Origin of the sequence: Pseudoalteromonas distincta, from assembly GCF_005877035.1 — a bacterium.
Classification (GTDB): Bacteria; Pseudomonadota; Gammaproteobacteria; order Enterobacterales; family Alteromonadaceae; genus Pseudoalteromonas; species Pseudoalteromonas distincta.
On record NZ_CP040558.1, the window covers coordinates 3349199 to 3371883 of the forward strand.

Sequence of the window (22685 nt, forward strand, 5' to 3'; positions counted from 1 at the left end):
TTATGTTTTTTATCTACGAGACTTTCACAGCTCGGCTTTTAAATGGGCGTTTAAATACGGCACCAATATCACCTAAAATAATATATAAACACGGTACTAATATAAGCGTTATTAACGTTGCAAACATAACAGCAAAGCCAAGTGCTACTGCCATAGGTATTACAAACTTAGCCTGCAGGCTTGTTTCAAACATAATGGGCAATACACCAGCAAAGGTAGTGATTGATGTTAATAAGATTGCTCTAAAGCGGGCACAACCTGCTTCTATTACTGCATGTTTAACGCTAACACCCTCGCGGCGAACTTGGTTTACGTAATCGGTCATTACTAGGGAGTCGTTTATAACAACGCCTGCAGCAGCAATTAAGCCAAAGCCCGACATTAAGCTCATATCTAAATCAAACCAGTAATGACCCCAAATAGCGCCAGTTAAGCTAAACGGAATAACCGACATTACAATAAGCGGTTGTGAATAGCTTTTAAGCGGAACAGCTAGCAGTATGTATACTAAAATCATTCCGCCAATAAAAAACATTATTTGCTCATTAGCTTGAGCTTGCTGCTCTTCAATGGCGCCACCAAGCTCTGATTTAACACTTGGGAATTCTTCAATTAGCTGTGGCAGTAAGTTTTCTTTTACTTGCTTAACCACTTCGCCTGGCTCAATTTGCTCTTCATCAATATTGCCATAAACATACACGGTACGGTAACCACCTTCGCGGCGTATATAGCTAATACCTGGCGTTTCTGTTAGCTCTACTACATCACCAAGAAGCACTTCTCGACCTTGCGGAGTAGTAACAATGGTGTGTTTAAGCGATGAAAATGCCTCTCGAGTCAGTTTAGGATAACGTACCATTACGCGTACTTCTTCGCCGTTTCGGATTACGCGCTGTGCTTCGCCACCATAAAAACTAGCACCCACTTGATTTGCAATACCTGCCAAATCTAAGCCTAAATCGTATGCAACTGGTTTAAGGCTCATTTGCACTTCTTTGCTTGCAGGATCTATGGTTGAACTTATATCAAACAACCCTTTTTGCTGTTGAAGTAATTGAATAAAACGACGACCCGCTTGATTTAAAGTATCTATGTCTGAACCATACAATAAATAGCCAAACTCGCCGCCACCATTACCACCGCCGCCACCAACATCGTCTTGAATAGTTAACGACTTAATACCAGCAATAGTCGGCATAGCCTCACGCCACCGTCGCGAAAGCTCAAATGCATTGTATGGACGTGAGTCTTCGTCAACCAATGGCGCAAGTAACTGCGACTCGGTTCTGCCTTGATTAAATACCAATACATCACGAATAATTTTTTGACCAAACTCACGTTCTGTTTCTTCATCGACTCTAAGTACCATAGCCTCTATTTCACGAATAGCGGCAATGGTTTGTAAGTCAGAAACGTTGTCGTTCATTTCAACTTGTATTTGTGGAAAGTCGTGCGGCACTTTAGGAGTTGGAACTGTACGTACTTTATTAGACGTAATAAGTGCAATACTGATTATAAACATTGCAATAAAAGCAAACAAAACAGTCCAGCGCCAATCAACACACTTAGCAATAAAACGTTTGTATGGGCCATTTACGAAACCAAAAAAGCGTGTATTGAAGCGATCGCGCCAGCCACCTTTTTTAATCGGCGAAAAGTGCGTATGAGCAATGTGAGCTGGCAGTATCAGCTTTGATTCAATCAAACTAAATACTAAACACAGCATTACTACAACAGCTATACCATAAAAGAAGGCACTTTCTGGCCCGCTCGACATTGTGAATGGTGCAAATACAGCAATCGTTGTTAACACACCAAAGGTTGCAGGGGTCGCGACTCGGTTAGCGCCACGCACAACATTTTCTACACCACCGCCGCTTTTTTCAACTTCGGTGTAGGCAGCTTCCCCTATCACTATGGCATCATCCACCACGATGCCGAGCACCATTATAAAAGCGAATAACGAAATAATATTAATGCTAATGCCAAATAGCGGCATCATCATCATGGCCCCTAAAAAACATACAGGTAAGCCAATCATTACCCAAAGCGCTAGTTTAAAACGCAAGAATAACGACAACATAATTGCCACCAAAATGGCACCTTGAAACAGGTTAGCTTTCATCATATCTAGGCGAGCATTCAGGTAGTAGGTCATATCCATTAATGGCTCTAATCGAATACCTGGCGGTAGCTGCTTATTTTTTTGATCAATATATGCTTTAACCGAATCCGCAACGGGAATCATGTTTTGCTCTTGCGTTGCTTTAACCGATAAATACACCGCGTTTTCGCCATTAAACTTAAAGTAGCGCTCACCTTCGATAAATTGATCTTTAATAACTGCAATATCTTGCAGTAAAACTTTAGCGCCATACTCGCCAATTTTTACCGGAATTTGCCTAAACTCTTCACCTGAGTAAAACTGATTCTCGACGCGAACAGAAATAACACCTGCGTCTGTTTTTAGCTGCCCCGCCGAAAAGTTAGCTGAGTAACGGCGTACCGCATTCATCACATCACTAAGGGTTAGATTATATTGGCGCAGCGTATCGGGCTCTATTTCAATTGCTATTTCATCTAGAGGAACATCGTTTACCACTAACGACACGTTAGATAACTGTAGTAACTCATCCTCTATTTGGTTTGCTATAGGCTTAAGCTCTGTAAGTGGTAAGTCAGCAACGAGCGTCATACCTATTACGTCTTGCCTAAACTCAACTTGACTTATGGTGACCGGTTCCATACCCGCCGGAAAAGTCGCAATACCATCAACACGCAACTTTACTTTATCAAGCACATCGGTAAGTTTTGCATCGGTGTTTATTTCCAGGCTGGCTGTACCGCCATTTCTAAATGCGCGATACACGCCTTTTTTAATTTCGGTTATATCTTTAAGTGACTCTTCAACTTTTATAAGAATACTTTCTTCTATTTCCTGAGGAGAGGCACCTGGGTAATTAGCCTCAATATTAATGTAGTTAATCTCTACATTAGGAAACATTTGACGCTGAATCGTAAAGTAACTTATAGCCCCCATAATAATGATAAAAAACATCATTAAATTAGCGGCTACTGAATTATTAGCAAAGTAGGCAATTAGCCCTGTTTGTTTTTGTTGTATTGACTCGCTCATAACTATTACACCCTACAGCTGTTGCGTGTTTGAAGTGCTCGTTTCTGAGCTTTCAGGTTTTGTAGCTACACCTGCAATTTTAACCTGCATTCCTTTTTGCGGGTATTCAGGTAGAGTAATAACAAGTTTATCATCGGCATTTAAACCACTGCTAATGTAAAAATACTCCCCCTCTTCACGAATAACCGTTACTTTACGTGGCTCTAGTTCTTGGTTTTCGTTTACTACCCACACAGTTTGGTTGTTAACTAAAGCTTGCGGTAAGCGGTAAATATTATTAAGCATTGCACCTGCAAAATTTACCTGTACGTAGCTGCCAAACTTAATGGCTGGTTGTATGTTTTTAAGACCGTATGGGTCTTCTATACGCACTACTAAACTACTCATACGCGTAGCGTTATCAACAATCCCTAGGTCGCGGTCAATTACACCTTCACGGGTGAAGCTGTTTAGGCCTTTTTGAATAATCGTTGCGGTAATACCTTTAATACGTTCTGGCAAAAAAACGCTATCGAACCCTGCGATAGGAATAATCACTTCAGCGGTCTCAATATTATTGAGTTCAGCAACTTGCGAACCCATAGTGACAAACTGTCCTACACCTATATTTCGGCTAATCACCAATGCGTCGTAAGGGGCTGTAACATCACAATTATCCAAATCACGTTGCGCGCGCTTTAATGCAGCTTGCGCCGACTTAACAGATGCTTGTGCACTGAGCACTTGAGGTTTACGTAAAAATAAATCTGTGCGCGCTTTACTTGGGAAGCGCTTGGCTTCGTCTTCGGCTACTTGAGCTTGAGCTTGTTCCTCTATTAAACCCGCTTGTGCGCGAGCAAGCTCGGCCTCTGCAACAAGTACTGCTGCTTCATAGTTGTCTTTTTCGATAGTGAATAAGGTTTCACCGCGAGCAACTATGCCACCGGCTACAAAATTAGGATGCCAACTTAACACCTCGCCCGACACCTGCGCCGAGAGCAGTGTATTTTCAAGAGGCTTTACTTCACCGTAGCTATTAATAATAACTTGATGATCGTTTGCAGCCACTGGCTCAACTTGCACTGTTGGACGAGTATCAATTACTTCTTTTTTTTCTGGCTCTTGTGCAATGGCATTTATTCCCATAAAGCCAACAACACCAACAATGAGCGCCACAAATGGAAAAACCCATCTAAGTGAATTTGTTTGCATATCCTATTATCCCCAAAATTCTATTAACGCCATAATACCAGAGCCATATGAAACATTAAGGTGACATTTGTAAGCAACTGTTACAAATGAATATATGCCACTGCTATTTAGTGCTATAGAATATAACTTCACATGCAGCTCACCTCATTCGTTATATTTTGTTACAAACTTTTATTCATTAATATCAGTTAATTAGCGTTAAACACTTAAATTTCATCGCGAAGATGTGCGAAATTAAATTAATTTACGTACAGTCCAATTAAATTAACAAATATTAAAAGTCTCAAAATGAAATTAACGACCATCACCCTTGCGCTTAGCTTAGCGTTTGGCAGCCATGCATTTGCAGCCGATAAAAAAGACGAAAAAGAGTCAAAAACACTTAGCGAAATGATCAAAGGACAAACCGAATTTGCCGGTATATTTAGCCTTTATCAAGACGAAAAAACCGGTAAGCACCTTATGGTGATTAACGAATCCCAACTCAATACGCCGTTTGTGTATTTTGCGCACACTGTCGATGGCGTTACAGATGCAGGCCATTATCGTGGTTCTTACCGCGAAACTAAGTTAATTGAATTTAGAAAATACTTTGACCGTATCGATATTATTAGCAAAACACCTCGCTACAAATTTGACGAACGCAGTGCAATTTCAAAAGCAAGTGATGCCAATATTAGTGAAGCGGTACTTGCGAGCATTAAAATAGAAAAAGAAGAAGACGGTAAAATAGCATTTAATGTAAATAAGTTATTTTTAAGCGAAGCACTTCATAAAGTATCACCTACACCAAATCCAGCAGATAAAAACGCTAAAAAACGCTTTAAAGTAGGTAAACTAGACGATAAAAAATCACGCATTATTAAACAACGTCCATATCCTAATAACTTAGACGTGGTTGTTGATTACGTATTTACTAACCCAAGCCCAACGGTACGTGGCTCAAATGCAGTAAGCGACCCGCGTAGCGTATCGGTAAAAGTTCAGCACTCGTTTGTCGCTCTACCTAGCAATAACTACGCACCACGTATGGATGATGCGCGCATTGGTTATTTTACAAATCAATTTGATCAAATGACATCTACCGATTGGGCACCTTATCAAGATGTTATAAAACGCTGGGACTTACAAAAGAAAGACCCAAGTGCAGCGCTTTCAGAGCCAGTAAAACCAATTACTTGGTGGATAGAAAACACCACACCCATTGAATGGCGCGATACTATTCGTGACGCTGTTTTAACGTGGAATACCTCTTTTGAAAAAGCCGGCTTTAAAAATGCCTTAGAGGTAAAAGTACAACCAGACGATGCAGACTGGGATGCGGGCGATATCAATTACAACGTACTGCGTTGGACTTCGTCACCTAAGCCTCCATTTGGCGGATACGGGCCAGCACTTGCTAACCCATTAACAGGCGAAATACTGGGCTCAGATATTATGCTTGAGTTTGTATTTATGAAAAACCGCTGGATTTACGACACACTTTTCACACAAGGAACAATGAGCCACGGTGAAACAACAAATACCGGCGAGCTAAATTGCTCTCTTGGGCATGAGATTCAACAAAATCTAATGCTTGCCAAAGGCCTTGCTAGCGGCGACAAAATTGAAGATAAAGAAATGCTTCGCCAAGGTCTAACGCAATTGGTACTTCACGAAGTTGGCCATACTTTAGGTCTTAACCATAATATGAAATCATCAATTTTGTGGGATGAAAAAGAAGTACACGACAAAAACAAAACCCAAGGCATAGTAACCGGTTCTGTTATGGATTATGCACCCGCTAACATTGCCCCAATTGGTGTGCAGCAAGGTGATATTTTTCAAACAAAACCTGGTCCTTACGATGATTGGGCAATTAACTATGGCTACAGCGTAGCGCTTGCAGATGAAACTGCTGAGCAAGCTCGACTTGAAAAAATACTTGCTCGTTCAAGTGAACATGCCCTTGCCTTTGGTAACGATGCAGACGATATGCGCGCACCAGGTCGCCATATCGATCCACGTGTAATGATTGGTGATTTGTCGTCCAACCCTGCTGCCTATGGCGCAGATCGTATGGCACTAATTAATAAACTATTTACTGAGCTAAAAGATAAAGCAACGGTTAAAGGTGAGTCTTACCAACAGCTTGTTACCTCTGCTAATAGCTTATTTGGTCAGTACCGAGCTCAAGCAGGTGTGGTTTCTCGCCAAATTGGTGGTGTGTACGTTGAGCGTGCTGTAGTGGGTGATGCAAACGCAGATAAACCATTTACACCGGTATCGCTTGAGCGTCAAACACAAGCAATGGATATACTCGCCAAGTTTGTATTTGCACCAGACGTACTACAAAACATGCAACCTCTTTATAGCTACTTACAGCTGCAACGTCGTGGCTTTAATCACTTTGGCAAAAATGAAGACCCTAAAGCACACCAAATGATTTTAGGAATGCAAAAGTCTGTACTTGCACAGCTATTACACCCAGCGGTATTACTGCGTATTTCTGACACAGCTCTGTACGGTAACGAATATAGCCTAACTCAGTTTATGGAAGATTTAACTGCCAGCATTTTTGTGAAAAGCAAAGACGCAAACTCTATTAGCCACAACTTACAAATTGAGTATGTTAACCAGCTAATCGCGATTGCAGGCCTTGGTAAAGCAAGCAAATACGATAACTTAGCTAAAACAGCAGCGTTATATCAGCTAACTCAAATAGCCGATATCAGTGTTGCTTGGGGTGCAGATACAGCAACTAAAGCGCATAAGAAATATATTGATCGCTTAATTGCAAAAGCGCTAGAAGCATAAAACACCTCTACTAATTGAGTAAACCAAGGCCACGATTTACGTGGCCTTTTTTATAACTTAATTCACAGTTCAAATATAAATAGTGCCTTTTAAATACCTTACAGCATGCCCGGTCAAAGTGACGGTTGTATCATCCACTTTGCAAATTAAATGCCCGCCTCTGCTTGAAGCCTGATAAGCGCTTAACGTAGTTTTACCCAATTGCTGCGCCCAGTAAGGTGCCAAGCCAGTATGAATTGAGCCCGTTACATAATCTTCGTCGCCACCGCTTGCAGGCCAAAAATAACGAGATATAAAATCATATTCAGCACTTGGAGCAGTGGCCACTACATCAAGTGGATAAAGCGTTTTTAAAAGCTCGGAGTTAGTTTTTAATTCAAGTATTTGATCGGCATTTTCATAAATAGCAAAGTAAGCTTGGCGATTTTTAAGCACTTTACTCGGTTGTATAGACAAGCCATCAAGTAATTGCTGCGGCACATTTTGTACCTCAATCGGTGCTTGCTTAGGAAAGGTCATTGCAAAGCTGCCATCAGCGTTTCTATTAACGATTAGCTCGCCCACCGCATCAGCAACAAAGCGAATTTTCGATATATTATGCTCTTCACATAAAACATAGGCAGCCGCGAGTGTGGCGTGACCACAAAAGTCGATTTCCATCAACGGCGAAAACCAGCGAATAACAAAACTTCCATCGTCTTGCAGGCAGGTAAAAGCAGTTTCAGATACGTTATTCTCAGCACCAATTTTTAGCATTAAATCGTCACTTAACCACGATTCTAGTGGGATCACTGCCGCATAGTTACCTTTAAATAACTCATTCGTAAACGCATCAATTTGATGAATAGCTAATTGCATTTTAATTCCCCAAACTATTTTATATACACGCTGAAGGTAAAATTTCTTTTGGTACTGTTGTTTTATTTTCGCCAACCGCTTGCATGCCAGTTACCGGCTCGTCAAACCCACATAACCACGCAATTGGGCTTGTAGGGCTTCCCGTTACAACAGCCGGTCTGAATGTTAAAACTGTATTTTGCAAAAGCTGTGAAGCTTTATTACCCAAGCTAATATGAATAGCACCATTATCAACTGTAATACCTGTTACTCGATTGCCAATCAAAAATTTACTTGCTGGTACACCTGCTTGTTCATTACTTGCTGGAAAACGCCTGTTTTCAAGATAATAAACCGTAACGTCTTCTCTAATGGCAGCTGCCATTGCAAGTGGGTCAACAAGTTCTGCTCGTTGTATATACTTACTGTATTGAGGTAGCGCAACCGCAGCTAAAATACCAATAATAGACACCACCACCATCAACTCTATTAACGTAAATCCTTTTGTTCTCATAGCACTTCTCCTAGCATAAATAGTGGTTGATAAGCTGCTTTCACAAATAAGCAAATAGACACAACAATGACCAAACCATAAACAATAACGAGCTTACTTATAAAGCTTTTAATATGTGTATTAAGTAACTTTAGCTGCTGCTTTAATAACGCTTTAAATTCTTCTTGGGTTTCTAAACCTAGCAGCTCGCATTGAGCTAAGTGCTGGGTTTGAGGTGTAGAGGCTTTAACACCCTTTTTATGATTACTTGGAAATAATAGCGTGGTAATTAAAGAGTTATGCTCATTAATTAATTGACGAGGAATAAGAAATTTAAATAAACCCGAAAAAGGCTTTAGCTCTGTGAGAGCACTTACATTTTTTAGCTTTAAAATAACGGTAAAAATAACACTCAGCAATAAAACGAGTAAAATAATTGGCACATACCAGTACGTAAAATAATCATCAAATACATGATTTAAAGAAACAGTATGCTTGCTATATATCTCAATAAAAGTAGGCACAACAAAAGACTGATACAACAAAGAGGATAAAACATAAATAACAAATACAATGGTTAAGTAACTAAGCCAGCCCTTGTTCTCAAACTTAAATTCGTTAACTAATTCCGGTAAACATTGATAATACGCAGCTTGCTTTTGCGATGTTGCTTCATCTTGAGATGCAATTTGCGCCACCAGATTATGCGCTAATTTACTATGCGACCCGCTATTGGCATACATATTTAAATGGGACTGTGTACTTAGCTTATCTTTTTGCTCTGTACTTAGTGTTTTAGAGCTATTAACACGGCAAATATAGCCAAACTGATTCCAATTCATACTTCATCCTTTTATTAGATAAAGTAATTTGCCATAAATTAGGCTAAATAGGAACTTAAGTAGCTTGTTTTTAAGCCATTACAGGTCGCATTCTATAGTATTGCATACAACCAAATTGCACAGCATTGGTAAGCAATAGCATAATAAACATAAGTAAGTGCGCCGTGCTTGGAGCAACTGTTGTAAGCTCAACAACTAAGCCGCAAATACCAGCAATAAACTGCAAGCTAAAGTAGCGCGCGCTTAAATTACTCACATTACCCGTACGCAATGTTTTATAAGTTTGCGGCATAACACGTACCGAACTCATCACAAGGCCAACATACGTTAAAGCGCTTAATACCGTTGCAGTATCAAGGCTTGAATTTAAAAGCAGTGAAAAAGGCAGTAACGAAAAACCTAGCATAGTAACCAGCTGTACACGTTCTCGTTTAGCTGCGTTGAAACGTGCAAAAAAATATAAAATAAGCCCGCTTAACACACCGGTTACAATAAATGGTAACGCAATATAATAGCGCTCAAAGAAAATGTTGTAGGTTATAAAATAAAGGCTTTGTGCTAATCCAAATGTCATCATTAATAGTGACAAACCAGAGACACTACGATTTTTTCGAATTTTGTTTAGTAATGGTAAAAAACTAAAAACCAAAATAAATGAAGACAATATAGGCAAATAATGCGCCAAAGCAACCTCGCTCGTTACATAAATGTTAATTAAAAACAGAAATAAAAACATTTAATAAACATCTGTTTTAAAAGGCTTTTACTATGAGCGCGGCATTGTAGAGCCGCGTAAATTTAACTCAACTAAATAAGATATTCTTATTTTAGGTACTGGCAAGCTAGGTATACAAAAACCGTAGAATTAAGTTCACGGTTTACCTATTTAAGGGGAAACCTACTCACAAACTATCAAATGAAAATGATAGTTGTTATCATGCGCAAGTCATTAGCTGCCATATATAAAACTATCTATGAGAAAAACTCTTTTTAAAATTCACAGTTGGATCGCTCTTATAGCTCTCATTCCCTTGATTGTTATTAGTATTACAGGAAGCGTATTAGTTTTTAAAAGTGAAATAGATGGCTTACTTATGCCAAGCAGTCACTATGTTGTAAAAGCACTGCCAGAGCGCATGCCAATCGACAAATTAATCGCAAAAACAGAGCTTGCTTACCCTGAGTATGTAGTAGGTAGTTGGGAGATATTTAACGATGATACTGCTGATCGGGTTTACTTAGTTAAACGCGGGACAGAGCAATGGTATAAGTTTCATTTAAACCAGTATACGGGTGACATTTTGTCAGAGCCTGTTGGTACCAGCCATTATTTTACTGATTGGTTTTTAGAACTGCATTACACCTTTTTACTTAACGACTTTAAAAACCTGCCAGGGCAAACAGGCACAGTACTAGGCTTCTTTTTTGCTCTGTTTTTATTGGTATTAGGTATTACAGGACTTATTATTTATCGTAAATTTTGGCAGCGCCTATTTAGTGTGCGCTGGCGTGCAACACTGCAAATTGTACTTAGCGACATTCATAAAATGACGGGGGTGATAGGGTCGCCCATCATTATTATTTTAGCTATCACAGGTGGCTACTTTAACTGGGCGGTGTGGTATCACGAAGTTATTGAACACGCTGAGGAAGAGCACTTTGTACTAACCAAAAACTTGCACAGTAGCGATATTTCGTTTCAACACATACTCGATGACAGTAAAAAGCAAATACCCACTTTTAATGGTACGTTTTTAGTTATGCCACTCGAGCCTGACGAAAATATCACCTTATTCGGCGAAGTCGATACAAATAACCCACTTGCAAGCGAATATGCCAATACGGTTAGCTACGATAAGCAAACAGGCGAACATTTAACTAACTGGGATATTCGCGAAGTTGGCGTTGGCTGGCAAGTAATTGATAGCTTTAGAAAGCTTCATTTTGGCTACTTTGCAGGGCTAATAAGTAAAATACTGTGGTGCGTAATTGGTTTAAGCCCAGTGTGGCTAGCAGGTACTGGTTTTTACTTGTGGTTTACCCGCCGTAAACGTAAAAAACAATCACAAAAAAATCGCTCAAGTAAACGCAGTACAGCAAGTGCTTGATTAATAACCCACCACATTGTAATGTAAAATTTAACAATGGAGTGGGTTTATGATGTTTTATAAAATAGCAGTCTGTATTACTTTTTTATATTTAGTTGGATGTAACACAACCAAGGTTCAGCAAGTAGAACAACAAATAGAGCTTGAACAACTATTAAACCATTCTTTGTTTAATAAACTCGACACTCCTTCTGAGTACAGTATTTTCGAGCTGCCAAATGCTGAAAAAGAAACGTTTTTAGCTTACGCCGAAAAACAAAAACAGTCTGAAATCCGTCATGACCGCATTATTTACAACTACCTCGAAAGCAACTTAGCTAACTTTAAATACCACGGCGATACACTTACTTCAGCCCAAGCCTTAAAACTTTCGCAAGGCAACTGCATTAGCTTAGCTGTTTTAACACAAAGCTATGCACAAGCTCTCGGATTAGAAACGAGCTTTCAAGAAGTAACAAGTCAGCCTGTATACGCAAAAGAAAATAATGTTGTTTATGTAGCAAGCCACTTTAGAACAAGAGTATACGCCCCAAAAGTAGAGAAAAAAGATGATAATATTGTTGAATTTTTCAGAGCGAGCACCTTAATCGACTACTTTCCTACCCGTCGCAGCTTTTATTCAAGCAGTGCAGATTATAACGATTTAGTTTCTAAGTTTTACAGTAACTTAGCTGCAACAGCGCTAGCAGACAAACAGCTGGATATTGCGTACTCACTTATTCTACAAGCAAACAAATACACTCCCAATGATCCTGAATTATTTAATATAGCGGGCATTTTGCATCGTCGGGCTGGTGATTTACAAAGCGCTAAAAACATCTATCAAACAGCACTTAGTAATAATGAAATAAGCATTAATTTAATCAGCAACTATCAGCTTTTAGCTAAAAAATTAGGCGACAAAGAGCTTGTTAAAGAGCTCACCTCACAATTAGTTAATAAAGAAAAAGACCCATACGAATTACTAGTAATCGCTAAAAACGACTTACAAGCTGGCCACGCTCATCAGGCTAAAGCGCACCTTGAGCAAGCTATTACTAAAGCGCCTTACATTGCTGAGTTATACTTGGAACTCGCAAAAGTTCGCTATCAACAAGGTAATATTAAACAAACACAAACCTTACTTGAGAAAGCTATTGAACTAGAACGTGATAACCAAAAAATCGATGTATATCAAGCTAAGTTACTGTCGTTACAAATGGACAAATAACTTAGCCAAACCGTGGTTAACTTTAAACGCTAAAGGGAGTAATAAAAGCTTAGCCACGCTCGCATTTCATCTTCAAAACTATCGCCTTCTACTCGCGACAGTCCCATATTAAATGTTAAGTCATTTATACCAGCAGGCCCCATTCCAAAACTAAAATCACCTTGGTGTTTTATCCCGTAACTTTGTGCATATACGGTGCCGTCGAGTTGATGTTGCTTATAATAAAGCCACGGCATGCCTTCTTTAAAGCTAAAGCCGCCACCGTAACCTTGATAGCGCTTTGCAGTTGCGCTATAAAAAGGCAGCTCAGATGAAAGTACATATTCACTATTTTGCTGCTGATTAATAAGATTTGAGCTAAAGCCACCTAATGCAAGGCTGCTGTCATCACGTTGCTTTAGAGAAAAATTTGCATAAAGAGGAATACCAAACGCTTTACCAAAAATTTTGGCGGCTAAATCGTAACCTTGCCAACTATTATTTTTACTACTGCCATCGTACCAACTCGCATAAAGGCTTTGGCCTATTACAAAGTCTTGACGATCATATTGCCAATTTTGGGCAACGCCTAAACGCGTCCAATTTTTATGGCTTTGTTTATAATCAGTGTAATTGTAGGCAAGCTCTGGCGTTAAACTTAACTGCCCAAATTTAACGGGGTAACTTATTGCAGCAAAACCACCACGGGCATCCATATCTGCATTTAGGCTTTGTTGATACTGCCGCGATGTATTTAAATTATAGTCAAATAGTGCAAGTTTCAGTTTTACATCAAGCGCATTATATTTTGCCTGCACATAACCACCGTGCAGTGCTCCATCGTGTAAATCAGTGCTATATCCCGCTTGCAAGTCGAGCTGTTTTAGTAAGTCGCTACTTTTAATGCTTAAATCTAACAAACTGGTAGAAGCCGAATAATACTGCGTTCCTAGTGCAAAAGTAGCGTGCTGTTCGAGCACGTTGTAATTTGTTTGCTGCGTTGTTTGGTGCGTATATATTTTAGCTTTTGGAAGCGTATGTTCGTTTACAATGAGCAGCGGTGCTTTTTTATTAGCTGAAAGTTCAGTAACTACACTGCTGTTTATAGCTTTTGGCAGTGTTTTTACATTTGGCCCATCTGCGGTTATCGAAAAATAGAGTAACGAGCCATCAGCCATTTCAATCGGGTGGGCAACTGCCTCTTGCCCCTGAGTTAACTTGCTGAGTGTTTTACTCTCTATGTTGTAGTTATAAATATCAGTAGCGCTATTTAAACCTGCAACTAAGTAAAGTGACTCGCCATTATGGCTAAAGCTAGGCTGACTTAAATATTGATACCCGTTTGGCATAGGTACTAATTGCTGCTTATTACCACCTACATCTTGTATATACAATTGCCAGTTTTCATTTAATGACGTTGATAAATAAGCTAATTTAGTTTCATCAGGACTGAGTATTGGGTAATCGTAAGTTGTCTCAAGGCTTTTTGTAAATAATGGTGTGATGGTTTGCGTATTGAGATCAACCTTCACTAATTCAGAGTAGCCATCTCTTATTTGCTCGCCATACAAGGTTTCACCGTTACTGGTTACGCTAAATCGTCGTATACCAGCAAGTTCGGTAAGCTGTGTAATATTTCCAGTGTCAGTGTTATAGCTAAATATATCAGACACTTTGTTATAAATACCCGACTCTTCATTGCTGTACGCATTAAAGTATAACGTTGTGCTATTTACCCATTGCGGGTTTGCAATACCGGCTCGGTTAATTTGATTAAGCACTTGTTTTTGTTCGCGCTTAAACACACTTGGCGCTGTATCGGGGATGTCCTGTGCATCGTTTTCGAGTAGCTCTTTTTGCGCTTTAGTAAACTCTTCTTGCGCCTTTATGTTGTCATCCGTGCTATAAATTATAAGCTTGGTATTACTCTCTTTATCTCGCTCAACAATCGCAATCTTACTACCATCTTTTGAAAGTGCTGGGTTACTTGCATATAAGTTAAGCTCAAGCCAGAGTTCACTATTAAGTAACACCTCCCCTTGCTCTATTTGCATTGCTTTATAGGTATATTCAGCTATAAATCGGCGATATAGCTTGGCTGCACTTTGCCCAAACACACCGCTAAATGCCTCATCAAAATCACGCGTTTTTACGCCTTGCATTCGCGTCCAAACACTATCGAGTGTTTGTTCTGAATAATTTTGCTCTAACCAATTTAAAAAGCGACTACCCATTAAATACGCCATTGAGCCGCCCATAAAGCCCTGCTCGCCATTTAATTGCCCATAGGTTGGCAAAGCACCTTGCTGAGCAAATTCTCGCAGTATTGACTCTGAGTAGTTATCAAATAAACGCCCACGGCCCGTCATTTTAGACTCAATCAATGTGGCATAACCTTCGGCTACCCAGCGCGGTGTATCACTGTAAGTTAAGTCGTATAAATCCCATATGCCACGTACTTTTTGCTGCCAGTCATTGCGTGTAGGCTGTGCTAAGTGCACTAAGTGAATATATTCATGCAGTACAAGTAACTGCTGCCAGCCAGCGCTGTTTGATATAACGGTGTCGGATTGTGGTGGGGTTGTAAAAAGTGCCATTACAGGATTATTTGAGGTAGGTAGCGCAAAGCCATTTGCCGCATTTAGGGGATCAAACACCACTACATCAACTGTTTTATCAAGTGCTCGGTTTTGCTGCTCAAGCACTTTGTTGCGTACTATTTCAAGCTCTGCTGCAGTTGATTTAGCAAAATCAGCATGCTCAACACTGTAGTGAATGTTGAAATGTTCGGTATGAATAGTTTGCCAATCGGCTGCAAAGCTCGGTGCTGCTAGTAATAAAGCTGATGCGATAAGTGTTCTTTTCATGAGCGTCCCTAAAATAATTCCTTAATACCATCTAGGGTATTATTAAATGTCTTTCATGGGCAGTAAGAAAGTGTAATAAAACATGTGAAAATGGGTATTTACACATGCTTTATTAGGGTAATTTACATCCAGCTGCGAGTATCTGACTCAATCTGCTTAATTGTAAAATCAATAATAAAGTCAGCATCTTGCTGCTTTATGTAGGGCATAAATGCAAAGCCTGAAGCAAGTTGTATATACAGGCTTTTTAAGCCAGATTTTCTCATTAAGTACGTACTTATACTGCGCGCACTTTGCGCTTTATAAAGCTCAAAAACACGGTAATGAACGCCAATCATACCTTTGCGTACAACCATGTAAAATCGGCCATTATCCTCATGCATGTAATAACCATGACGCTGATACGACAAAGTAACTAAGCCAGAAAACACCACCAAAACACCAAGGCTTATCAAAGTATTAATATCAGCAATAAAACAAAAGCCAAACACGAGTGCACTCGGTAGCAATGAATAAAAGCCTAAATTTTTATACAAAAGCGCTCGCTCTGCGCGCTTAAAAGCGAGTTTTTTACTATTAAACCACGGGTAAATCCATTGGCATACACTATCAACTTGTTCGCTATTTAATACAGGTAATACTAACGTTTGTTTATTTTTCTTAGCTGCAACACCTGCTGCTATTCCGCCGCTACTTGCTTGTAAACACTCAACGGTAAATCGCTTTAGTAATCGCCCCATTAGGTTTTGTTTAATAACAATAGATTGCACTTTATCCATGCTCATAGAAAGCTGATGGCGCTCTAACAAGCCAGCAATACGTTTAAACTTTTGACCTTTGAAATAAAGCTCAAAGTTATAAAAACGAATAAGCGACATAGTCACCGATAGCATTACAGCCACCACAACTAGCAAAACAATTAAGGTGATCATCGCAAAAGCAGCAGCACTTGCCAGCATACCAAGCTCTTGTTGGTAAAAGCCTTCTACTTTCGCAATAATTTGCTTCTCTAAAAAATCGATAATCAAGTTTATAAAAGGAGCAAAAGCAGCGATTGCTAAAATAGCCATATTCGACATCAAACCAAATTTGGCTATTTCTTTATTGCTAATGCTTAGGCTGTTTTCGATAGTGTCTGTTTCGCTTTGTTCAGTATTTGGTGCTTCTTGCTGTTGCTGCGCTTTAAAATCAAATATTTGTTTACGCATTTGCTGTGCATAATCTTTAGTGACACCTGGTAAAACAACTTCTTGCGACACACTGCCAGCGGCATCAAAAATACAATTAACTAAGTTTACGGGGGTAAAATAAAACGGCTCGGCAATATTAACGTTTTGCACACGGCCAAATTTAAGCGTAAGTCGCTCTTTTTTAAATACACCTTTGTTAAGCAATATTTCGTTGTCGCTACTAATACTAAACTTAAAATTTAAATAATATAAAAATGAGTAAACAAGTAGCAAAATTAGTGCAATACCGCCTGCAACCTGCGCCCAAAACAATTTATTTTCTACTTGAGTAACAAATACAACTAGCATGGGCAGTAAGTTTAAAAGGCCATCTTTTACAAAGCGCACACTAAAGTGCACAACAAAATATAAAAGTGCCCAGGGCGATACTTTTTGCCAGTAAATAGGGCTGGCTTTATCTTCGATAGTTGTATTACTCATCTACTAAAGCTGCCTGAGTAGTTGCGTCGTCTTGGCGGTAGTTTTGTACAAATTGGCGCATGTTTTTACAATCATCATGGGTTAGCCCGCTAATTTGTAAATCGGCACTTACACCGCCAGCGCTAAATAATTTAATGCTCGCAAGGCTAAGTTTTCGCTCTATTGGCCCTTGGTGTATTTCCATATGCTGTACACGCGCTAAAGGTAATACCGTTACTTGTTGCCAAATAACGCCTTTTTTAAAAGCAATGTCATGATTTCGCACTGCAAAACCTCGCAACCTCACACTTATTATGTTGTACGCCATAGATACGGCCACCAAAATTGGCATACCAATTAGCAAATATGTTTGTGCGTTATTAGCAAAGGCTTCATTAAAATAACAAACAGCAATAAGTGCTCCAATTAGCGGTATATAAAACAGAAGCGAGCTAAGCTGTGTATGTAATAAGGCTTTATCAGCCAATGGCTTAAAGCTAATATCACTATGCTTTGGTAAATCCATTATTTGTTGATTGTTAAACACTATTTGTCCCTATTCCTGCTTTTAATTATGGCTAGCTTACCAACTAATGGTGGTTATTAAGGTGTGGCTTTGTTTTGGCTCAAGCGTTACTTTATCTGTCAGAACATTAGCAGCCTCTAGACACAGCATTGTTTTATATTCATCGTCAGCAAAGTTAGATAAGCGTTTTGATTTTTCTATCCATGGGTTCCACAGCACACACGAACTTGAGTTTTCGCGGCTCACATTAATAACACCTTCTGGCGTATTAATGGCTTGTACTGCATTTGCTTGTGTATAAACCATGTCGGTTTCGCGATTAAAGCTTACAACATCATTTTGTACAAATGGCCCTTCACTAAACTCAATATATTGCGCGCCTTGCAAACCATCTACATGGGTATTTGTAATATCTGAGGTTGGAAAATAGGTATGCAATGCTTGAGTAAAGCTAAATGGCACACTTCCTAAGTTAGTGGTCGTTAAGCGAACCTGTAATTTATCGCTTAATATAAACTCAACTTTTAATGCGCACTGATGCGGCCAATACGTTGTATTAACAAGTTTCATGGGGAGCTTTAAACTAACTGTAATTTGCTCATCAGATTCGTGTACTTCATCAGCTTGCCACACACTTGTGCGCGCAAAACCATGGGCAGGCCAGCCATCATTAGCGTGTGTGCCAAACCACGGCCAACAAATAGGAATACCACCTCGAATACTTGCCCCTTCTTGATAAGTTTCGTCTTGTGATACCCATATAAGTGGCTTGTTATTTTTAGGGATAAACTCGGTAATTTGCCCACCTTGCAAAAATATTTTTGCGTCGCACTTTTCACTAGCTATTTTAATAAACTCAAGACCGGTTTCGCTTTGCTCAATGCTAACTGATGGCGATAATTTCATACCTTCCCCTATAATACTGATACTAAAGATTTTTAATATTTGTGCAGAAACAATAATGCATGCTTAAAGTATACGCTATTGATATTAAATATTGATTGCTGAATTTGTTCATTGCCGATTAATACATATACAGTAAACTCACAAACAATTACTTTGTACTAACAGCTGTAAATGAATAATACTAAAGTCTATACAATAAGACTTGCCAATTATTCACAACATACGTACTGTGCGCAACTTAATGCACACAAGGTGCTAAGAAAATTTACCAATATTTAAACAATATAATTTTACATTAGTTACTGCTCTAACTATTAAAAACCAATAAAAGCGGGCTAAAGTACAATATATTATTTGAATTCAATTTATTTGATGTGTAACATTTCGCGATTACGGCAAACTACCGCCCCATCGACGAGATAAGCAAATGCAAAAATATGACGAGTTATTGGTTTCTTTACGTAAAGTTATCCGCGCGATTGACTTACATTCTAAGCAGCTAAATAAAACTTCGGGTTTAACTGGCCCACAATTGCTTATAATGCAAGAAGTGCAAAAAACCGATGGAATAACGGCGAGCCGTATTGCTCAAAATGTAAATTTAAGCCCAGCAACGGTCACCAATATTCTCGACAGAATAGAAAGCAGAAACTTAGTAACACGCGTACGCAGTCAAATGGATAAACGCAGAGTGAGCTTATACCTCACCGATAAAGGAAAAGAGTTACTTGATAAAGCACCTCAGCCATTGCAAGAACACTTTATTGAAAAGTTTTCTGCACTTGCTGAATGGGAACAGAGCCTTTTACTCTCATCAATGCAGCGTGTAGCCGCAATGATGGATGCAGATAAATTAGATGCATCGCCCCTTCTAGAAGTTGGTGCGCTTACTCAAGCTCCTAAAGAATAAATAATAAAAAAAATACATAGTTTTTGTACTTACCCTAAACGTAAGGCGTTTTTTTACGTCTTGAATTTTTTATTTTTTAATCAAAATCTGAGCGGCAATTATGACTAAACTCTCAAAATTAACACTAGCACTAGTTCTAGGTGGTGTTACAAGTACTTCTTATGCGTCTGATGATCTAGACACGTTACAAAGCCAACTTAAGCAGTTAAAGCAACAAATGCAACTGCTTGAAAATAAGTTAGCTGATGAAAAAACAAAACAGCAAAAAATTAATGAGCAACACAAGCAAGAAGTTGCAAAAATTAGTAAAAAAGCTGATAACAAAGAAGTTGTTGTTGCTGCCGCCGAATCTGAGAAAAAAGACGAAGGCGTTAAAATTGGTGGCGCAGTGCGTTTTAATTACAGCACTAATTCATACGATGAAGACACTCAAGATCGTAGCGGCGACTTAGATTTCGAAGTATTTCGCATTAACTTATCTGGCGAAATAAACGATATTTCTGTTAATGGTGATTTTCGCTTTTACGATTACATGACCATTGTTAAGTATGCATACTTAGGTTACGAATTTACTGATGGCTGGGAAGCACAAGCTGGTATTGCACCTGTCCCTTTTGGTAATGGCCCATACAACTCACACAGCTACTTTTTTAGCACTAACTACTATGTTGGCCTAGAAGACGACTTTGATTTGGGTGTAACAGTAAACCGTAAACTAAAAGATAACTGGAAACTAGACCTAGGCTTTTTCAAAAATGATGAAGTAGGCGGCGTTGATGGCAGCTCTGAAGTTAACGAGCGTTACTCTTTTGATATAGTTGGTAGCCGTGCAACAACCGAAGGCACATACGATGCACCTGGCTCTCGCCTTGGTGAATACAACACATTTGCAGCTCGTACAGTGTACCAAATTGAGCATGGCGAAAACGCTAAAACCGATGTGGGTGTATCACTATTAAGCGGTGGCTTACATGATGGTAACGACCGTGCAGGTAACTACGGCGCATGGGCGTTCCACGTAAACAGCCAAATTAATAATTGGAATATTCAATTTCAGCACGGTGAGTACGACTACGACCTAGACGACAACAGCAACCGCTTTGTTGTAGGTGCGTTTGACTACTACGACACCGTATCAAGCGAAGCTACCATGACTAACTTTAACGTAGCTTACGATCTATCGGTTGATTTAGGCCCTATAACAGGCGTACAGTTTTACAACGATTACGGCATCATTTACGACAAATCTGACGACAGTGCAGATACATGGATGAACGTAACAGGTATGAGCGTATCAGCAGGCCCGTTATTTACGTACTTTGACTTTATTCAAGCACGTAACCAGCCATTTATTGGCGGAACAATTATTGGTGATGGCGATACAGAGCGTCGCTTTAACATTAACGTAGGTTACTACTTCTAGATAAGTAAAACCTATTTTATAAATTTAAAAGGGCAAACTTAGTTTGCCCTTTTTTATGTTTTTACACTTCGATTTTATAACTATTTGGCCTACAATCCAAAGTATCAGCCATTACTAAAAAGAGCCTAAGTGAATATAAAAGCAGTGTTTATTTGTTATAAAAACTTATGGTTTAAAGCACTTGGCTTAATACTTGTAGCCTTGGGCATTATTGGCATTGTGCTGCCGGTCATGCCTACCACTATATTTTTTATTTTAGCGCTCACTTGCTTTACTCGCTCATCACCCGCGCTTGAACAATGGCTGTTAAACCACCCTCGTTACGGTGTAACTTTGCAGCAATGGCAAGCCCATAAAGTAGTGCCTGTAAAAGCCAAATGCTACGCCGCCATTGGCATGTTAATTGGATTTACATTTTTACTGTATTCAGCCGCCCCTATTTGGGTTATTTATCTCGTTGCAGTAATAGAAGTATTGGTAATGATTTACCTTATTTTAAGACCTTCCAGCCCTCCTAAGCATTAAATATTCATTTTTTACCTGCTTACCGCCTTTGTTTTAAAGTTTTTATGTAAAGATAAGTAAGTAAATTTGTAATAGCTAATGCAAATCATTATCATGTTGTAAATTTAATTTATTTACTGTTTTTATGTCGTTTATTAACAAGCGGGCTTTGTATAGCACAAGCCGTGCTCTACATATTTATATTTCTACAGCTTTGTTTTTTTTGCTTATTTTATTTTGCGTTAGCGGCATTGTGCTCAACCATATTGATTGGCTTAAAAACGATAAAAATAATGGCCAAGTAACGGCGGTAATTCCAGCAGAGCTAGTTACCAAAGCGAATGAGCAGCTAAATACGCTGCCAACGCTTTACCCTGAAATAGAAGCTTACCTAGCCGAGCAATATGCACTTACAAAAGTAAAAAGCATTGAGTGGGAAAAAGAAGACGCGCTTGTCATGCTCGACTACCCACTGCCTGCTGGGTTTGCCTACGCAGAGCTTGATTTTACAACTGGCGAGCTAAATCTTGATTACCAAACAGGTGGCTTTTTAAGCCTTATTGGCGACTTACATAAAGGCCGCCACAGCGGTGAAGTATGGAGTTGGGTAATTGATATATCTGCCGTACTAATGATTTTATTTGCCATCACCGGCATGATTATTTTGTTTCAAAATAGAAAAAAACGCTTAGCAGGAATATGGATAACCGTACTAGGAGTGGCAACTCCACTGGTTATTTATTTATGTTGGGTTCCACAAATAAAAGGAGTGTCTTAATGGTTAAATTTAAATTATTTATAAGCGCCGCATTACTGCTCGTAGCTGCGTTTTTTCAAACAACGGCGCATGCAAAAACACCACAGCTAGAGGTTGAATTAACGCTTCCTGACTTAGAAGTACAACCGTATCACCGCCCATACGTTGCAGTTTGGCTTGAAACACCAGAGCGCAAACACGTTACAACGCTTGCACTTTGGGTGCAAAAAGCAGAATGGTTTAAAGACTTACGTCAATGGTGGCGTAAAGCTGGTAAAAGCGATGCCAACTTTGACGGCATTAGCGGCGCAACCAAGCGCGCGGGTACTTACACCATAAATTGGCAAGGTAATGATTTAGACGGTAACCCAGTAAAACCAGGTAAATACTTACTAAATATTGAAGTTGTACGCGAAGAAGGCGGCAGAGACTACACCCGCGTTGAGCTCGATTTAACTAAATCAGGCAAACTAACAATTGATGGTAAAAACGAGTTTTCTAAAAGCTTCGTCACTGTAAGCACTAAGTAGCTGCTACTTAATCATTTGAAT

General features: G+C 39.3%; 18 protein-coding genes. 8 read left to right on the top strand and 10 right to left on the bottom strand.

Annotated elements, in window-relative coordinates; translation table 11 throughout:
• Positions 1-13: 13 nt before the first annotated feature.
• On the bottom strand, positions 14-3136 hold the full coding sequence (locus tag FFU37_RS15065) for an efflux RND transporter permease subunit (protein WP_138489828.1): 3123 nt from the start codon (positions 3134-3136) through the stop codon (positions 14-16).
• 12 nt (positions 3137-3148) lie between these two features.
• Positions 3149-4327: an efflux RND transporter periplasmic adaptor subunit gene (locus tag FFU37_RS15070; RefSeq protein WP_039486935.1), complete on the bottom strand. Its 1179-nt coding sequence runs from the start codon at positions 4325-4327 to the stop codon at positions 3149-3151.
• Positions 4328-4615: 288 nt separating this feature from the next.
• Between FFU37_RS15070 and FFU37_RS15075 the strand changes: the two genes are divergently transcribed.
• The gene (locus FFU37_RS15075; protein ID WP_138489829.1) at positions 4616-7123 is read left to right on the top strand and encodes a zinc-dependent metalloprotease; all 2508 of its coding nucleotides are present in this window, start codon (positions 4616-4618) and stop codon (positions 7121-7123) included.
• Positions 7124-7192: 69 nt separating this feature from the next.
• On the opposite strand, the gene FFU37_RS15080 is transcribed toward FFU37_RS15075, so the two are convergent.
• From FFU37_RS15080 to FFU37_RS15095, 4 genes are all read right to left on the bottom strand, one after another.
• On the bottom strand, positions 7193-7981 hold the full coding sequence (locus FFU37_RS15080; RefSeq protein WP_138489830.1) for a PhzF family phenazine biosynthesis protein: 789 nt from the start codon (positions 7979-7981) through the stop codon (positions 7193-7195).
• 19 nt (positions 7982-8000) lie between these two features.
• Positions 8001-8474: a pilin gene (locus FFU37_RS15085; RefSeq protein ID WP_010554538.1), complete on the bottom strand. Its 474-nt coding sequence runs from the start codon at positions 8472-8474 to the stop codon at positions 8001-8003.
• Positions 8471-9295 (bottom strand): hypothetical protein, encoded by an 825-nt coding sequence (locus FFU37_RS15090; RefSeq protein ID WP_138489831.1) that lies wholly within the window; start codon positions 9293-9295, stop codon positions 8471-8473. The genes FFU37_RS15085 and FFU37_RS15090 overlap by 4 nt, the downstream gene beginning before the upstream one ends.
• A gap of 70 nt (positions 9296-9365) precedes the next feature.
• Positions 9366-9980 carry a PQ-loop repeat-containing protein gene (locus FFU37_RS15095; RefSeq protein ID WP_039487033.1) on the bottom strand — a complete coding sequence of 205 codons (615 nt, stop codon included), beginning with the start codon at positions 9978-9980 and terminating at the stop codon, positions 9366-9368.
• Positions 9981-10269: 289 nt separating this feature from the next.
• Between FFU37_RS15095 and FFU37_RS15100 the strand changes: the two genes are divergently transcribed.
• Positions 10270-11403, top strand: a complete 1134-nt coding sequence (locus FFU37_RS15100; protein WP_039486942.1) for a PepSY-associated TM helix domain-containing protein — start codon at positions 10270-10272, stop codon at positions 11401-11403.
• Positions 11404-11452: 49 nt separating this feature from the next.
• Entirely contained in the window at positions 11453-12613 is a 1161-nt protein-coding gene (locus tag FFU37_RS15105; RefSeq protein WP_138489832.1) for a tetratricopeptide repeat protein, read from the top strand.
• A gap of 29 nt (positions 12614-12642) precedes the next feature.
• Here FFU37_RS15105 and FFU37_RS15110 read toward each other — a convergent pair whose 3' ends face one another.
• The 4 genes from FFU37_RS15110 to FFU37_RS15125 all read right to left on the bottom strand — a co-directional run bounded on the left by FFU37_RS15110 (position 12643) and on the right by FFU37_RS15125 (position 18540).
• The gene (locus FFU37_RS15110; protein WP_039486947.1) at positions 12643-15459 is read right to left on the bottom strand and encodes a TolB family protein; all 2817 of its coding nucleotides are present in this window, start codon (positions 15457-15459) and stop codon (positions 12643-12645) included.
• 122 nt (positions 15460-15581) lie between these two features.
• Complete coding sequence (locus FFU37_RS15115; RefSeq protein ID WP_039486950.1) at positions 15582-17129, bottom strand: PH domain-containing protein; 1548 nt, start codon at positions 17127-17129, stop codon at positions 15582-15584.
• Entirely contained in the window at positions 17122-17655 is a 534-nt protein-coding gene (locus FFU37_RS15120) for a PH domain-containing protein (protein WP_039486952.1), read from the bottom strand. The genes FFU37_RS15115 and FFU37_RS15120 overlap by 8 nt, the downstream gene beginning before the upstream one ends.
• A 36-nt stretch (positions 17656-17691) precedes the next feature.
• Entirely contained in the window at positions 17692-18540 is an 849-nt protein-coding gene (locus FFU37_RS15125; RefSeq protein WP_039486955.1) for a D-hexose-6-phosphate mutarotase, read from the bottom strand.
• 427 nt (positions 18541-18967) lie between these two features.
• On the opposite strand from FFU37_RS15125, the gene FFU37_RS15130 reads away from it, so the two are divergent.
• From FFU37_RS15130 to FFU37_RS15150, 5 genes are all read left to right on the top strand, one after another.
• Positions 18968-19450 carry a MarR family winged helix-turn-helix transcriptional regulator gene (locus FFU37_RS15130; protein ID WP_002960189.1) on the top strand — a complete coding sequence of 161 codons (483 nt, stop codon included), beginning with the start codon at positions 18968-18970 and terminating at the stop codon, positions 19448-19450.
• Between the two features lie 100 nt (positions 19451-19550).
• Positions 19551-20873, top strand: a complete 1323-nt coding sequence (locus FFU37_RS15135) for a porin family protein (RefSeq protein WP_002960190.1) — start codon at positions 19551-19553, stop codon at positions 20871-20873.
• A 129-nt stretch (positions 20874-21002) separates the two neighbouring features.
• Positions 21003-21398, top strand: a complete 396-nt coding sequence (locus FFU37_RS15140; protein WP_002960192.1) for a YbaN family protein — start codon at positions 21003-21005, stop codon at positions 21396-21398.
• Positions 21399-21522: 124 nt separating this feature from the next.
• Positions 21523-22155 carry a PepSY-associated TM helix domain-containing protein gene (locus tag FFU37_RS15145; RefSeq protein ID WP_024596097.1) on the top strand — a complete coding sequence of 211 codons (633 nt, stop codon included), beginning with the start codon at positions 21523-21525 and terminating at the stop codon, positions 22153-22155.
• On the top strand, positions 22155-22664 hold the full coding sequence (locus FFU37_RS15150; RefSeq protein ID WP_024596098.1) for a DUF2271 domain-containing protein: 510 nt from the start codon (positions 22155-22157) through the stop codon (positions 22662-22664). The genes FFU37_RS15145 and FFU37_RS15150 overlap by 1 nt, the downstream gene beginning before the upstream one ends.
• The last annotated feature ends 21 nt before the right edge of the window (positions 22665-22685 follow it).